Genomic DNA, 16128 nt, shown 5'->3' on the forward strand with positions numbered 1-16128 from the left:
GTGACGCTGTCAAACACTGTAGCTGTTCTTGCGTCAACGAAGGATAGTTTATCACATTCGCTGACCAGAAGTCAACTGGGTATTTTTTGTTTTTTTCGTCAGCGACAAGAAGTATCTTAACACAGCCACCGATTTTCGTCAACTGCCACTTTTTAGATCTAAGGAAGGATGAATGGCCGACTCTCCGCGCAAGTAGACATTCGGAACAGCGCCGGAAATGATTGTTGTAGCCACAGGGATGCGGGTGCTTACGGGGAACTCTGCTGAAACAAGGGGAACAAGGATGCGGATCGACGCTTCTACAGTGAGGTAGATCATGTGTTTCGTTTGATTGATTCCCGCTTCTTCAAACGACTCAACCGGTTCCACCTTCACGTTCCCGATGGGCAGCATATGAACGTGCAGCTTCGGTCCCCAGTTTGCCAACAGTCGTGTGCCTGTCATCTGGCCCAACGGAATCTGGATGTCTTTTTCATTTAAGTTTGAAAGGGTCTGTTGCACGTCAATGGCTGTTTCCGCAGCCAACTGATTGATGCGCAGGGTATTCGGCTGCAAGAGGACAATGCGTCCCTCCTGGTCGGTTTTATAAAAAATCAGGTCGCGAAAGTTGGCGTCATTCGAAACCCGGCGCAGGATCGATTCATGAATCGCCTCTGTGGCGATGGTTTTTGCCTGATTTTCCGCAACTGCTAGGATGGTGTTCTTCATATTCACTTCCGCCAGTGTCAGCGCAAACAGGCACAGCAACAGCAGGATCACCGGGGCTATCCAATAGGCCGGCGATCCTCGCCGTGTCCATCGTTCCCATCGCAATCGCCAACGCAGCCAAAACAAATCGGTCACCCCCTGCCTAGTCAAACTATGCACGGGGTTTCGCAGAGGTGATATAAAAAGGACGCTGATTTCACCGCCGATCACTTTATCCAGCCACGTCCAGCAATTCACCAATAGGAATCGATTCGATATTAAAGGCCGGAAAGGTTGGTTAGTGCTTAAAAAAGAGAAAGTCCGGGCAGTCTTTCGACCGACCGGGCTTTCACTCAATTCACATCTGATTTATCGCCTAATAAGCTAAACGGCCTTTCAGGAATCCCTGCGGCTCACCGCTTACGACATAACCAGTCGGACAAACTTGCGCTTGCCCAACCGGAGCAGCGTGTCCCCCACAGGGACCATGGCGTTGATATCCTTGACCGTCTCATGGTTCACCTTGACAGCCCCCTCGCCGATCTTACGACGGGCCTCCCCGTTGGAGGCAGCCAACCCGGAGAGGACGAGCGCCTTGACCAGCCCAACCTGGCCATCGGCGATCTGATCCGCCGGGACGACGAAATCGGGGATCTCATCGGGCAGTTCTTTCTTCTGGAAGATGTTGATGAATTCTTCCTGAGCGTTCTGGGCCGCCTCGACGCCGTGAAAGAGGGCGACGATCTCCCTGGCCAGGCGCATCTTCACATCACGAGGATGCAGCGCGCCGCTCTTCACGCCTTCGGCGATCGCCTGAATCTCCTCGGCAGGCACCCGCGTCACCAGTTCAAAATAACGAACCATCAACTCATCGGCAATGGACATGGTCTTGCCGTAAATCTCCCGCGGCGATTCGTTGACACCGATATAATTGCCCAGGCTCTTGCTCATCTTGTTGACGCCGTCAAGCCCTTCCAGGATCGGCATCATCAGCGCCACCTGGGGTTCCTGGCCGTATTCCTTTTGCAGCACCCGGCCGACGAGCAGGTTGAATTTCTGGTCGGTTCCGCCCAGTTCCACATCGGCTCTCAGCGCCACCGAGTCATACCCTTGCATCAAGGGATAAAAAAGTTCATGAACACCAATGGGCAGATTCTCGCGCATGCGCTTCGAGAAGTCATCCCGTTCCAGCATGCGAGCGACGGTATATTTGGCTGCCAATTGCAGGATATCAGCAAAGTTCAACGGCTGCAGCCAATGGGAGTTGAAAGTCATCTCCGTCTTGGCTGGATCGAGAACCTTAAAAATCTGTTCCTTATAAGTGGCCGCGTTGCGGTTGACCTCTTCCTCGGTCAGTTGTTTGCGCGTCTCCGATTTTCCGGAGGGATCGCCGATGCGGCCGGTAAAATCGCCAATGACGATAACCACTTGATGGCCCAGATCCTGAAAATCGCGAAGTTTGCGCAGGACAACGGTGTGCCCCAGGTGAATGTCAGGCGCCGTCGGATCCAGCCCCAGCTTAATCCGCAGCGGGCGCTTCTCCACAATGGCCTTTTCGAGCTTTTTGACGAGATCCTCTTCAGGAACGATTTCGGCAGTCCCCCGCCGGAGCAACGCCAACTGGCGATCAATCTCATCCTGGATATGTTTCGGCAGTGTCTTCGTCTCGGACAATGTTCTCCCCCTCCCACGCGCCCCAACGGCGCGCCGCGCGTCGAGAAACCCCGCTTAAATACTTTGCCCATTTTATCATGTATTTCCACCTCTTTCAACAAAGACAGGCTGTCCATTTCTCCTCACTGTCGCCTATGCTATAATATCCCTAGTTTGACGCCACAAAGGAGGCTGTTTCGTGGATCCTGAAAACCGCCAGCCAAATACGCCCACCCCGCCCGGAACAACGCAAAAGGGCGCCCGCAAAAAAATCCGCTGGCCCCGCATGATACTGTTGATAACGGCTGTGCTCCTTGTCTCCACCATCGGCATCGGCTCCGGTCTCATCTTTGCCTGGGCAGTGGAAGCGCCCGGCTTTAAAGCCGGAGACTTGGATGTACATACCACTTCCGTCCTCTATGACATGAATAAACAGGAGTTCGCTAAGCTGCACGCCGGGGAAAACCGCACCCTGGTGGAGAACATCAACGACGTGCCCATTCAGTTACGCCAAGCTTTCCTGGCAATCGAAGACAACAAGTTTTACGAGCACCATGGCGTGGACGTGCTCGCCAATATCCGCGCCATCTTGGCCAACGTCACCGGCGGCTTTGGCTCGCAAGGCGCCTCGACAATCACCCAGCAGTTGGTGAAACTCACCTTCCTCACACCCGAAAAAACGCTGAAGCGGAAGGTGCAGGAACTGGTCCTGTCGATGCAGTTGGAACGACAGTACTCGAAGGACGAGATCTTCCTCATGTACCTGAACCGCATCAACTTCGGCGAAGGCGCCTATGGCGTCAAAGCGGCCGCAAAGACCTTTTACGGCAAGGAACTGAAGGATCTCAAACTGCCCGAAGCGGCCCTTTTGGCCGGTCTGCCCAATGCGCCCTCCAAATGGTCGCCCTATAAAAACCCCGATGGAGCGGAACAACGGCGGCAGTTGATCTTGACACAGATGGCCAAATACGGCTACATCACCAACGATGACGCCGAAAAAGCGAAAAAGACGCTCCCCCAGTTGCTTGATCAACCGAAGCGCTCCGTCACCGGCAACGACATCAACTTCCCCTATTTCACCGACGCCGTCATCGAGGAATGCATCGATACCTACGGCATCACGGAAGACATGCTTTATAAAGGCGGCCTGAAGATATACACCACCGTCGATCCGAAGGCGCAGAAGGCGGCGGAAGCCGCCCTGTCCGACCCCGGCAACTACCCGCAAGGAAAAGACAATGTTCCTATCCAGGCGGCTATCGCCGTGGTAGACCACAGCACCGGCGAGGTGCGGGCGGTCGTGGGCGGACGGGACTACACAGCCCGCCGTGGCTTGAACCGGGCCACCGCGCAAATGCGCCAACCGGGTTCCGTCTTCAAGCCCATCGCCGTATACGGCCCCGCCCTGGAAAAAGGGCGCTCGCCGGCGACGGTCATTGATGACGTGCCGACCCGCTACGGCAGTTATGAACCGGGCAACTATGACGGTCAGTACCGCGGCTTGATCAACATGCGTGAAGCGGTCCGCCTCTCCGTCAACATCTACGCCGTCAAACTGCTCAACGAGATCGGCGTGCAAAACGGCTTCGCCTTCGCCCGCAATCTGGGCATCTCCAATCTTGATGAGAAAAACGATATGACCCTTCCCCTGGCCTTGGGCGGCCTTTCGAAAGGAACGAATCCCTTGGAACTGGCCGGCGCCTACGGCGCTTTTGCCAACAAGGGCGTATGGATTGAACCCCACCTGATTGTCAAAGTGGAGGATCGCGAGGGTAAGCCCCTGGTGGAGGTAAAACCCAAGCGTCAGGTGGCGATGAAAGAGACGACCGCCTACCTGATGACAAACATGCTGCAAACAGCGGTCAATGAAGGCACCGGCTCGAAAGCCCAGCTTGACCGTCCGGTGGCAGGCAAGACCGGCACTACCGAACTCCCCAGAGAGGTCTTCGGAAACATCACCGGCAATAAGGACGCCTGGTTTGCCGGCTTTACGCCGGAACTGTCGGGCGTCGTCTGGATGGGCTATGACAAAACCGACCAAAACCACTACATGTACAAAACCTATGGCGGCTCCTATCCGGCGCAGATGTGGCGCTCTGTCATGAGCAAGGCCCTTCAAGGCGTCGGCGGCAAAGGTTTTGACCGGCCTCCCGGCATCGTCGATGTGAATGTGGACATCAAATCCGGCCTCTTGCCAAGCGCCCTGACACCGCCGGAATTTGTTCAGACAGAACTTTTTGAGGAATCAACGGCGCCGACCCAGACGAGCAACGCCTGGATCAAGGTGGATATCAACGCCGATACCGGGTTGCCCGTAAAGCCGGGAGACAATGCATCTCACGTTGAGAGCAGGATATTCTTGAAGCGGCCGGACTACGATCCCGATCGACCGCCGGCTGATGCGGAACTGGCTGCGCCGGCTGGCGCAACGCCCTCTGGGAGCAACGGTTCTGCCAAAGCAGAGGAAGGACACGGCGCAAACGCCAAGCCGTCCACCCCAAGCACAACGGACAGCAAAACCACCCCACCTACGGCTCCCACTCCTCCGGCCTCGCCCTCTGGGGCAAACGGAGCGAGCACCCCATCGGGCGGGGGCACAGGGACTTCGAAAAACGGAGCTGCCACCAACGGCAATGGCGGCAAGAACTCGACGACACCCGCCGTTCCGCCAACCCCTTCGGGTGTGGTGGGACCGCAAGGGTAGCTAGGAATCGTTGATCATGCATCATCAGAGCCTGAACGCAAGTTCGGGCTCTTTTTTAAGGAGTGATGATCCGATGACCCGGATTTACATCGCCGACGATGAGCCGCCGATTCTGGAACTCATCCGCCGTTATTTGGTCAGGGAAGGGTTTGAGGCGACCACCTTCACCAATGGCGACGATCTGCTGGACGCCTGCGGTCAGCAGGCCCCAGACCTTGTCATCCTCGACATCATGATGCCGGGAATGAGCGGTCTCGATGTCTGCAAAGCCCTTCGCCGAGACAGCGACGTGCCGATCATCATCGTATCGGCCAAGGATGATGAGATCGACCGGATTTTAGGATTGGAACTGGGCAGTGACGACTATCTCTCCAAACCCTTCAGCCCCCGGGAACTGGTGGTCCGCGTGAAAAACATCCTGCGCCGGGCGCGTCCCATAGGCACGGAAAAACCATCCTGCGAATCAACAGCCACCTCGACAGCGATGCTATCGGAAACTCGGCAACCGGCGGGCGTCGACTCGACAACGTCCCCGCAGTCTCTGCTCTGTCATGACCTGCAAGTCTGCCTCGATGAACGGCAGATCATCGGACCCAACGGCGAGATCGATCTGACGGCCAAAGAATTCGACATGCTTATTTTTTTGGCAAAACACAAGAAAAAGGTCTTCACACGGGAACAACTGCTGGATCAGATTTGGGGCTATAATTTCGCCGTGAGCCTTCGTTCTGTCGATGACCTGATCAAGCGGCTCCGCAAAAAATTGGCCCAGAGCGGCTCCACCCTGGAGATCAAGACCGTGTGGGGCTATGGCTACAAGATCGACGCGCCCCTCGCGGGCGAAAAGCAAGGGTAGCGACCATTCGAAGGGGAGCGATGGCATGGACAAAAGAGCGGCTTCTCCTTTCCGGCGTTCCCTGGGATTGCGCATCACCGCCAGCTATTTTATCCTGCTGGTCCTGGCCTTTCTCATCGCCGGCACCTCTTTCAACACTCTCACCCGCCAGTTTCTGATCCGTGAAACAAAAGAAAACCTGCGCGAACAGGGCAATGTGATTGTGAATATGTACAAAGGTCCGTCGTCTCTGCCCACCCAGAATGATCTGCGAACAGGCCGTGTCCTGGCCAACCTGATCGACGCCGATTCGGTCATTGTCGACACGAAGGGCGTCATTACAGCCACGAACCGCCCCCGCCGTTTTCCCGTCGGTGATATCCTCGTCTATCCGCGCATGCAAAAGGTGTTAGCAGGCAGTGAAGAGTCTGACCTATGGAACGACCGTGACCGCGACATGGTCGCCGTCGGTCTGCCCTTGCTGTATAAGGATGGCGCCGTCAAGGGCGGTGTCTTTCTGTTTTCTCGTCTGGAAGGCATCGATGCCATGGGACGCCAGATCAACCGCGCCCTCTTCAAAGGCCTCCTCCTGTCCGGACTGATTGCCCTCATCATCGGCGTCTTTTTCTCCCGTTCCATCTCCAAACCGGCCCGAACCTTGTCTGCTGCGGCCATGGCCCTTGCCGGCCGGCGCTATGATACGGACCTGCCCCTTGACCGCGCCGACGAACTGGGCGAAGTGGCCCGATCCTTCGCGGTCATGCGCGACCGTATCCGGCGCTTTGATGAGATGCAGCGTTCCTTCTTACAAACAGCCTCCCATGAGTTGAAGACACCTTTGATGTCGATTCAGGGGTATGCCGAGGGGATCAAAGACGGTGTTTTCGAAGGCGCCGAAGCGGAGAAAGGGCTTGACATCATCATCACCGAGAGTCAGCGGCTGAAAGGGATCGTCGATGAGATGATCCTCCTGTCCAAGCTGGAATCGATGGACGGCTTGTACCGCTTCCAACCGATCCGCCTCTCCGAGGTGGCTCACGAAGGAGTGGAGAAACTGCAAGGACTGGCGCTGGAGTTGGGAAAAGAACTTCGCTTTGCCGCCCCTTCCGACGTCTCTGGCGCTTCTGATTCCGATGAGCTTGTGTCCGGCGACCGAGACAAACTGCTTCAGGCCATCATCAATCTGATGAGCAACGCCTTGCGCCATGCCAGGGACGGTGTCCTTGTGACCGCATCAAACCATTGTATTCAGGTGCGTGATGATGGCGACGGCATCGACCCCGATGAACTTCCTCACCTGTTCCAACGATTTTTCAAAGGTAAACGCGGCGATACCGGTTTGGGTCTTTCCATCGCCATGGTCATCGCCGAAAAACATGGCGGAACCATCACCGCCAGCAACGCTCCTGCCGGTGGCGCACTTTTTGAACTGTCCCTTTCTTCTAGCCGCCATTCTGCCGAGGCAGTCGCTTCCCCCAATTAAATACGAAAAGGGCCGGCTTTTTCACAAAAAAACCACAATCATCCTATGAATCCGCCGCAAGTGAGTTTTAGTATAAGGATCACCGGGACGACAACACCGCCCGTCGCCGGAAAAAACTCAACGATGCGAGGAGGAACCATCACCATGAAAAAATGGGTATCCGCCATCACCCTTAGCGCCGTCCTGCTCATGACCCCAGCGGCCTTCGCCGCAGACGCCGCCAGCGCGCCAACGACCGCCACGGCAGACCAAACGGATACGAGCGCGACGCCTCAAGTGAAAATGACCGCCGAACAACGACAAGCCTGGAAAGGGGCGCTCGCACCCAAACTGGAACAATTGAAGGCCCTTAACGAACAACTGAAGGATTTGCACAGCCAGTTGAAGACACAGCAGGAAGGCAACAAATCGTTGCGCCAGTCGCTAAAAGGCCATCTGACGAAGGAACAGGCGCAGGCCCTTCACGCCTCGACCAAGGCCAACCTGGAAAAACAGAAGACGCTCCACAGTGATCTCAAGGCTCTGCAAGAACAGGTGAAAGCCGCCCGCGCTGCCTTGAAAGCAGCCCGGTCTTCGGTCGATATCACCGCCGCTTCCGCCGCACTCGACCAGTTGATCAGCCTGAAGCAGCAGATCCTGACCAAGACACCGGAACTCTTGCAGGCAAAAGAGGAATTGAACCAAATCTTGACGACAGCGCAATCACAAGCGACGGCTCCGGCGACGGCGGCCGCTCCCACGCCTGCTCCAGCACAATAAAACAGGGAAAATAAAAAGAACCGGCGAGTGCAGCGCATGCTGTAAGTCGCCGGTTCTTTTTATCATTCTGTTGGTATCCTCTGTAGATCGGTTTACCCCTTCGCCGGTTTAACCCTTCAGTTCGACAACCGTCACTCCGACGCCGCCCTCTCCATGTTCGCCGCTGCGGAAGGATTTGACATAGCGGTGCTTTTGCAGGTAGGCGCGGATGGCCGCCCGCAGGGCGCCGGTTCCCTTGCCATGGATCAGGTTGACCGAGTCCAATCCCGCCAAATAGGCGTCATCGAGGAATTTCTCGACCAACTCGATGGCCTCGTCAGCGGTGGTGCCCCGGAAATCCAACTCCCGCGACATGTCACGAGCCTTGTTGCGGGCCATGGCCGCATACTCCGTCTGGCCGATCGTGGGCTTATCTTCTTTTGTCGCTTGCAGTTCACTCAGCTTGACGTTCAGTTTCAGGATGCCTGCCTGGATCTGCAGTTCTCCCTGGGGGTTGGGAAGGGTGAGGACGGCGCCTTTTTGGTTGAGGCGCGGCACAAATACCGTCTGGCCCACCTTCACCGATTTGAGCGCCAAGGGACTGGCGCCGGTGTCCCGGCTGGCCCGGTCGTCGCCCAGCTTGTTCTGCATCTCCCGAAGACGTTGACGCTCCGTTTCGGCGCGGGCCATCTCCTCCTTGACAGGCGCCCGGTTCATCACCTCTCGCAGGGAACGGACGATCTGGTCGCTCTCCTCCTTGGCCTTGCGAACCAATGCGTAGGCTTCTTCACGCGCTTTTTCCAGGATGGCCGTTTCTTTTTCCCGCAGCGACTGCTCCCGCTGCTCCAGCTTGCGCCGCAGTTCATACGCCTCCCGGCGTAACTGCTCGGCCTCCTGCCGTTCCCGTTCCGCCGTCACCTGATTGGCTTCCAGGTGTTCGATCAGGTCAGCCACATCCCGCTCGTCCTGGCTGAGCAGGGCGCGGGAGCGATCGACCACAGGGGCGCTCAATCCCAGGCGCAGGGAGATCTCGAAGGCGTTGGAACGACCCGGCCGGCCGATGAGCAGCCGGTAGGTGGGCCGCAGTGTCTCCACATCAAACTCGACGCTGGCGTTTTCCACACGGCTGTGGCTGTAGGCAAAGGCCTTTAACTCGCTGTAGTGGGTGGTGGCGATCGTTTTCGCGCCGCAGGCGAGGAGGTGTTCCATGATCGATTGGGCCAGTGCCGCCCCTTCTGTCGGATCGGTCCCGGCGCCCAGTTCATCGAGGAGGACCAAACTGGACGGACCCACATTCTCCAAGATGCCGACGATGTTGGTCATGTGGGAAGAGAAGGTGCTCAGCGATTGCTCGATCGATTGTTCATCGCCGATGTCGACAAAGATATGTTCAAAAAGCGAGAGTTCCGTATCCGCCTCGGCAGGCACATGGAGCCCCGATTGGGCCATCAGCGTCAGAAGGCCCACCGTTTTCAAGGTCACCGTCTTGCCGCCTGTATTTGGACCCGTGATGACCAGGGTGTCGAAGGCGTATCCCAGTTCAATGGTGACCGGGACGACCTTTCCCGTGATCAGGGGATGGCGTCCCAAACGGATTTTGAGTCTGCCCTGTGTGTTAACGGCCGGCTCGCCGGCGTCCATACGGGTGGAAAGCTTGCCCTTGGCAAAGATGAAATCCAGCCGGGCCAGCACCTCCAGGCTGACGCCGATATCCTCGGCATCCTTGGCCACCAGCAGGGACAGATCGCGCAGGATGCGAACGATCTCTGTCCGTTCGGCCGCCTGGTTGCGCTTAAGTTCATTGTTCAGTTCCACCACGGCCATGGGTTCGATAAAGACTGTCGCACCAGAAGCCGACTGGTCATGGATGAGGCCCGGAATCTGGCCGCGGTATTCGGACCGGACAGGCACGACATAGCGATCGCCCCGCACCGTGACGAGGGCGTCTTGCAGATATTTCTGGTTGTCGGGGTTGCGGATCAACCCATCCAACTTCTCGCGGACACGGTTTTGAATCGTCTTCATGGCGCGGCGAATCTTTAGCAGTTCCGGCGAAGCGTCGTCGGCCACCTCCCCCTCGCCGACGATGCAGCGGTCAATCTCGACCTCGGCGTCGCGATAGAGGCCCAATCCCTCAGCCAGCGCGGTCAGGATCGGCGCGCTTTTTTTGTCGTCTCCCTTTTTCTCGTCGCCGAGCAGGAAAGAGCGAACCTGGCGGGAGATGCGCAGCGCCGCTGCCACCTGCTGCAGTTCCGCTGCCTCCAGGATGCCGCCGACAGCGGCTTTGCGGAGGTAGGGGCGAATATCGTGAAAAGCCGCCAGGGGGACATTGGGCCGCAGGCGCAGGACTTCCTTTGCCTCCGTCGTCTCGCTCTGTCCCTCCTGGACCTGCCAGAGCTTCCCTTTGGGCCGGAGCGCCAGGGCGATCTCTTTGCCCATCTCCGAGGCGCAGTGATTGGCGAGGCGCTCCAGGACGCGATCGTATTCCAGTTTGCGCAGGGTCCGTTCGTTCAACTTGATCTCCCTTTCCGTCGTGGGGGCTACTTCTATCGGGATTCCTACTCTACCCCTCGAAACAGGTGGCCCTTTGTATACCCCGCTGGATGAACTTTTTCCAATTCGGCGCGCCAGCCGGCGACGCGGTTTTCGTCCCAGCGACCGGAAGCGGCGGCCTGGATGGCTTTGCGGTAGAGGGGCAGCACGGCTTTCAGCCAGGCGGCGTTTTCGGTGCGCCCTTCGACACGCAGGCGTGTAAAGCCGAGGGTCATCAGTTCCGGCATATGCTCGAGCAGGGCGAGGTCTTTGGGATTCATCACATGCATTCGACAGAAAGCGTCCGTATAGAGGGGGAACCGGAAATTCAGTCGATCCAGCAGGTAGAGTTCCCGGTGGCGGCTGCAGGCGTTGTCGCAAGGCTTTTCCAGCGTTCGCCCGCCAAGCAGGGCGCCGGTGGCGCAGTACTCGCTGACCATCATCGGCAATGACCCATGGACGACGATCTCCGCATGTGATGGATGGGAATCGGCGCGGTGCAACCCATGACGGGACAGAGCTTTCAGTTGTTCCAGCGACAGTTCCGGGCTGACGGTGAAACCCGCAAGGCCCAATTCGGCAAGAAAACGAGCCGCCTGACCGTTAAACACCCACAAAGGGTAATCCGCGCGGGCCTCAACGCCTTCGATTTGCTGAAGCAACCCTAAATAGCCCAGGTTCGCCAGAAGAAACCGCCTCGCCCCTGCAGCATGCCAGCGCCGGATGATGTTTTCCACAGCCGAACGCTGATCCGGTCGATACAGGCGCGGGAGCGCCACGACAGCCGTTACGCCCGCCTCTCGGCAGCGTTGCATGGCCGCTGGCTCGTCGCCGGAACGGAAGGGGTTCCCGTGACGGTACCCTTCGACGCTCAACATCACCTCATCCACACCGGCAGACAAAGCAGCCTCTAATGCCGCCATACCTTCCAAGGCAACGGTCAGCAGCGGCGTAGCCGGAGGATTCCTCGTCTCGGAAGCCTTCCGGCCGGCCGGGTGACCACTCAGCCCCAGTTCCCCCAGCGCCTGCCGCCAGCCCACCTGTTCGATGGGCCTTCTCTCCGTCCCGGCGCTCCGCAGTGTCTCCAACGCCTCAATCGCCTGGCGGCGGGCTTCGTTCAACTGGCTCAAAGGAACCATCGCCTTGCCGTCGCCTTCGAGCGTCACGCCGTCAAGGCGAAAGGGTGTATTGCCCAAACGACCCAACTGCTCATGAAGCACCGCTTCCGTCAAGGGGCGCTTCAGCGCCGCCTGGGCCGCATCAGCCGTGATCCCCCGTCCCCTGCGACCCTCGTCGTCCCAAAATTCGACGGTCACCGGTTCCCCCACGTGGGCACGCACATGGGCGGTCAGCGGGAACCGGCGTTCGTCCCCCGGGCGCTGGTAGGACTCGCGGGCTCGCGCCTCAAGCGCCTCATCATGAATCTTGAAGATCCGATCGCCCGGGCGCAGGTGTCCGCGCCACTCGACAAAGGCCGCTTCACCGGGAAGCGCCTGTTCCCGCGTCTCGCCGCCCACGCGGAGGCGCTGCACCGTCACCGTTGTCCGGCCGCCCCGGGTCACCCAGGCCTCAATCTCGTCACCGATGCCAAGCGGCTCCACCAGGTCGACGGAAACCTCACCCTTCCGTGGATCAACGCTTGCCAGGCGCCCCAAAAAGAGACCCCGGTGATTGGGCCGCTTGTAGCTCATCAGTTCTCTGCCAGGGTTCCCTCGCAGATAGGCGGACGAAAAATCGCGGTTGAAGATCTGCCGCAGCGCCCGTTCCGCTTCATCATGGCTCCGACGCCCTTTTGCTTCTCTCTGGCTTCGCCCAGCGTCATGGGTCGACCTTTCTTCCGCCGCGCCTTTTGCCGCCTGGTCTGGCTGCGTCTCCCCGTCGAGCGAACACCTGTCCAAGGCCTCCCGGTACTGCCGGACGACGGTGGCCACATACTCCGGTCGCTTCATGCGGCCTTCGATCTTTAACGAGCGCACACCCGCCCGGATCAGGTCCGGCAGCAGTTCCAGGGTCATAATGTCACGAGGGCTCAACAGGTGTTGCCCCACCTTTTGCCGGTCCACCAGTTCCCGCCCGGCGCCGTCGACAAGACCGTAGCCGAGACGGCAAGGCTGGGCGCAGCGACCCCGGTTCCCGCTGCGGCCGCCAATCAGACTGGACATGAGACACTGGCCTGAATAGCCGATGCAAAGGGCGCCATGGACGAAGACCTCCACCTCGGCGCCCGACTCCCCCGCCACCTGGGCGATCTCTGGCAATGTGAGTTCCCGCGCCAGGACAACTCGCTTTACTCCTTGCGCTGCCAGGAGGCGCGCGCCTTCCACATTGCTGACGGTCATCTGGGTGCTGGCATGAATCTCCCATTCGGGCAAGAGCTGACGAATCAGGCGAAGAGCCCCCAGGTCCTGCACAATGACAGCATCGACGCCGGTTTCATAGAGTTCCCGAATGTAGCCGGGTAAGTCAGCCAATTCCCCATCGTCAAGCAGCGTGTTGACGGTCACATAGATCGGCACATTGCGCCGGTGACTATAGGCGACAGCCTCTTGTAGCTCTTCCTGATCAAAATTCGACGCATATTGGCGCGCGCCAAAACGCTTGCCGCCAAGATAAACGGCGTCGGCGCCGTTTTCCACGGCGGCCCGCAGCGCCTCCATCGAGCCAGCCGGCGCTAATAACTCCGGTAATTGCTTCAACGGGAAACCTCCACATCGTTTCTCTTCCTACTAGTATAACCTGTCAGAGATGAATGCGGGACAAAAAGCTCCCTTTCACTGGCAGGTTAAACAGAAACCTTGGTCACGAAGCGCGGCACTCGTTGATCTTTTGACGAGCGAACAGCGACTGAACGGTCTGCTAAGCTCCGTGAAACGCCAGCGAAAGTCAAACAGGCATACGGAAAGTTAAAAATTTCAATAATGATTATTGCTATCATTGAAGTTTAGCTTTTATTCGAATATAATTGTTATTGTGAGAACAAGACTCTGAAATTCCCCACTGATCACAAAGGGCACGCAAATCGTGTCCACCGAGCGGTTGCAACTCCCGGCACAGACACCGACAGCATCGCCGCACAAAAACAGATTCAAAGGAGGTTGTCTGGATGGACGTCGTTCTGTTATCGCGGATTCAGTTTGCTGTCACGGCGGGGTTTCATTTCATCTTCCCCCCGCTGACCATCGGCCTTTCTTGGCTGATCGTCCTCATGCAGACCCGCTACCTGCAAACTGGAGAGGAATTGTACCAGCGCATGACCCGCTTCTGGCTTAAAATCTTTGCCATCACCTTTGTCGTCGGCGTGGCTACGGGCATCACCATGGAGTTTCAATTCGGCACCAACTGGTCTGAATACTCCCGTTTCGTAGGGGACATCTTCGGCGGACCCCTTGCCGCAGAAGCACTCTTTGCGTTTTTTCTGGAATCGGCCTTTATGGGCATCTTAATCTGGGGCGCTGACCGGGTCTCGAAAAAAGTCTACTGGTTCTCCTCTCTGATGGTCGCCGTCGGTTCCACCCTTTCGGCCCTCTGGATCATCATCGCCAACTCGTGGCAGCAGACGCCGGCCGGATACCACATCGTCAACGGCCGCGCCGAACTGGTCGACGTGAAGGCGGCCCTCTTAAACGCGTCCACCGTTCCCCGTTACTTGCACACGGTGGATGGCGCGTTGGTCACTGGCGCCTTTTTCGTCATGGGCATCTCGGCCTGGTACCTGCTCCGTCGCCGGGAAGTGGTCTTTGCCAAGAAGTCGATGAAATACGCGCTCACCCTGGCCCTTGTGGCGTCGCTCGCTCAGATCCCCATTGGGCATATGCACGCCGTACAGGTCGCCCAGACTCAACCGGAAAAGCTGGCCGCCATCGAAGGCCACTTTGAAACAGAAAAGGGGGCTTCCCTCCTCCTCTTCGGCATCCCCGATGAAAAAGCCGGCGTCACCCACTTCAAGATCGGGATCCCCAAAGCGCTCAGCCTGCTGGCGACAGACGACCTCAACGGAGAAGTGAAGGGATTGAACGCCTTTCCTAAGGAAGAGCGTCCTCCCGTATTCCTGCCCTTCCTCACCTTCCACATGATGGTCGGCCTCGGAACCTTCTTCATCCTCTTTTCGCTCTGGGGCATCTGGCTGATGCGCAAAGGCACGCTGCAGGACAGTCCCCTTTTCCTCAAACTGGCGCTCTGGTCGATCCCGCTCCCCCTCATCGCCAATGAGGTCGGCTGGATCGCCGCCGAGGTGGGCCGCCAGCCCTGGATCGTGTACAAGCTCCTGCTGACGGTAGATGGCATCTCCTACACCGTGCCGGCCTGGCAGATTCTCGCCTCGATCATCCTCTTCGTGCTTGTCTACAGCCTGCTCTTTGTCGTCTGGTTCTACCTGCTGCGCAAAAAACTGGCGGCCGGACCTGAGGCTTTCGCGACAGCCGCAGGCGCCAATAAAACCGGAACGGGGGTGGGCGTATGATGGAACTGCAGATCACCTGGTGGGTGCTCATCGGCGTACTCCTGCTCGGCTACGCCCTGCTGGATGGTTTTGACCTGGGCGTCGGCGCCCTCTACCTGCTGACGAAGGACCCGGAAGAACGCAAGCGCCTGATCTACTCGATCGGCCCCTACTGGGACAGCAATCAGGTCTGGCTGCTCACTGGCGGCGGCGCCATCTTTGCCGCTTTTCCCATGGTCTACGCCACCGTGTTCAGCGGTTTCTATCTCGCCCTGATGCTGGTTCTCTTCGCCCTTATCTTCCGGGCCGTATCGCTCGAGTATCAGCACCAACTGGACAGCCCCGGCTGGCGCAAGTGGTGGGATCTCGGCTTCGGAATCGGCAGCCTGCTTCCATCGATCCTCTACGGCGTGGCTGTCGGCAACATCCTACGGGGCATCCCCCTCGATGCAAAGGGCGGCTACCTGGGCGACTTCCTGAGCCTGCTCAATCCCTACTCGCTCGTGATGGGTCTTGTCAGTCTTTGCCTCTTCGCCATGCACGGCGGCGCCTTCATCATTTCCCAGAGCGACGGCGCTCTCCAGCAGAAAGCCCGCCGTTGGGCTCGCGCCGCCTGGCTGGCGCTGATCCCCCTCTTCCTCATCGGCACAGCTTGGAGCTATCTGGGCACCCCCAGGCTCTTTGGCAATTACCTCAGCGTTCCCCTGATCTGGGTGCTCCCCTTGATCGCCCTGATCGGGCTTGCCTATTTCCCCGTCGCCTTAAAAGGCGGTCGCGCTTACGCCCCGCTCAGCGCTTCGGCCCTGACCATCTTCGGTCTGCTGTCCACCCTGGCGGCGAGCCTCTTCCCTTATATCGTTCCAGCGTCCAACAACCTGGCCAACAGCCTCACCGTCTTTACGGCATCCTCATCGGAGCGGACATTGATGATCATGTTGATTTTGGCGCTGATCGGCCTGCCGATTGTGTTGACCTATACGGCCTATATCTACCGGACTTTCATCCGGAGAGGACGGTCGGTTTCGACAGGAAATCATTTCAGCGTGAAGTCTTGAGCA

10 protein-coding genes are annotated in these 16128 nt (G+C 58.2%); 6 read left to right on the top strand and 4 right to left on the bottom strand.

What is annotated here, in order from left to right; genetic code table 11:
* Positions 1–138: 138 nt before the first annotated feature.
* Positions 139–834, bottom strand: coding sequence for a sporulation protein YunB (gene yunB, locus GTO89_RS05265; RefSeq protein ID WP_161261035.1), 696 nt, complete (start codon positions 832–834; stop codon positions 139–141).
* 273 nt (positions 835–1107) lie between these two features.
* Entirely contained in the window at positions 1108–2361 is a 1254-nt protein-coding gene (tyrS, locus tag GTO89_RS05270) for a tyrosine--tRNA ligase (RefSeq protein WP_161261036.1), read from the bottom strand.
* Between the two features lie 178 nt (positions 2362–2539).
* Here tyrS and GTO89_RS05275 point away from each other — a divergent pair, with 178 nt between their 5' ends.
* From GTO89_RS05275 to GTO89_RS05290, 4 genes are all read left to right on the top strand, one after another.
* Positions 2540–5044: a transglycosylase domain-containing protein gene (locus GTO89_RS05275; RefSeq protein ID WP_161261037.1), complete on the top strand. Its 2505-nt coding sequence runs from the start codon at positions 2540–2542 to the stop codon at positions 5042–5044.
* A 73-nt stretch (positions 5045–5117) separates the two neighbouring features.
* The gene (locus tag GTO89_RS05280; protein ID WP_161261038.1) at positions 5118–5900 is read left to right on the top strand and encodes a response regulator transcription factor; all 783 of its coding nucleotides are present in this window, start codon (positions 5118–5120) and stop codon (positions 5898–5900) included.
* A gap of 25 nt (positions 5901–5925) precedes the next feature.
* Entirely contained in the window at positions 5926–7362 is a 1437-nt protein-coding gene (locus GTO89_RS05285) for a sensor histidine kinase (protein ID WP_161261039.1), read from the top strand.
* Between the two features lie 144 nt (positions 7363–7506).
* Positions 7507–8121, top strand: a complete 615-nt coding sequence (locus GTO89_RS05290; RefSeq protein ID WP_161261040.1) for a hypothetical protein — start codon at positions 7507–7509, stop codon at positions 8119–8121.
* A gap of 108 nt (positions 8122–8229) precedes the next feature.
* Here GTO89_RS05290 and GTO89_RS05295 read toward each other — a convergent pair whose 3' ends face one another.
* Both GTO89_RS05295 and GTO89_RS05300 read right to left on the bottom strand, forming a co-directional pair.
* Positions 8230–10620, bottom strand: a complete 2391-nt coding sequence (locus GTO89_RS05295) for an endonuclease MutS2 (protein WP_161261283.1) — start codon at positions 10618–10620, stop codon at positions 8230–8232.
* Between the two features lie 38 nt (positions 10621–10658).
* A complete protein-coding gene (locus tag GTO89_RS05300) occupies positions 10659–13328 on the bottom strand; it encodes a DUF3656 domain-containing U32 family peptidase (RefSeq protein ID WP_161261041.1) in 2670 nt (889 codons plus the stop codon).
* A 407-nt stretch (positions 13329–13735) separates the two neighbouring features.
* On the opposite strand from GTO89_RS05300, the gene GTO89_RS05305 reads away from it, so the two are divergent.
* Positions 13736–15091: a cytochrome ubiquinol oxidase subunit I gene (locus GTO89_RS05305; protein WP_161261042.1), complete on the top strand. Its 1356-nt coding sequence runs from the start codon at positions 13736–13738 to the stop codon at positions 15089–15091.
* A complete protein-coding gene (gene cydB, locus GTO89_RS05310; RefSeq protein WP_161261043.1) occupies positions 15088–16125 on the top strand; it encodes a cytochrome d ubiquinol oxidase subunit II in 1038 nt (345 codons plus the stop codon). Before GTO89_RS05305 ends, cydB begins: the two co-directional genes overlap by 4 nt.
* Positions 16126–16128: the final 3 nt, after the last annotated feature.

Source organism: Heliomicrobium gestii (assembly GCF_009877435.1).
Lineage (GTDB): Bacteria > Bacillota > Desulfitobacteriia > Heliobacteriales > Heliobacteriaceae > Heliomicrobium > Heliomicrobium gestii.

Coding starts and splice junctions, on each gene's coding strand:
- GTO89_RS05285 (WP_161261039.1), top strand. CDS start 5,926: ATGGACAAAAGAGCGGCTTCTCCTTTCCGGCGTTCCCTGGGATTGCGC.
- cydB (WP_161261043.1), top strand. CDS start 15,088: ATGATGGAACTGCAGATCACCTGGTGGGTGCTCATCGGCGTACTCCTG.
- GTO89_RS05280 (WP_161261038.1), top strand. CDS start 5,118: ATGACCCGGATTTACATCGCCGACGATGAGCCGCCGATTCTGGAACTC.
- GTO89_RS05305 (WP_161261042.1), top strand. CDS start 13,736: ATGGACGTCGTTCTGTTATCGCGGATTCAGTTTGCTGTCACGGCGGGG.
- GTO89_RS05290 (WP_161261040.1), top strand. CDS start 7,507: ATGAAAAAATGGGTATCCGCCATCACCCTTAGCGCCGTCCTGCTCATG.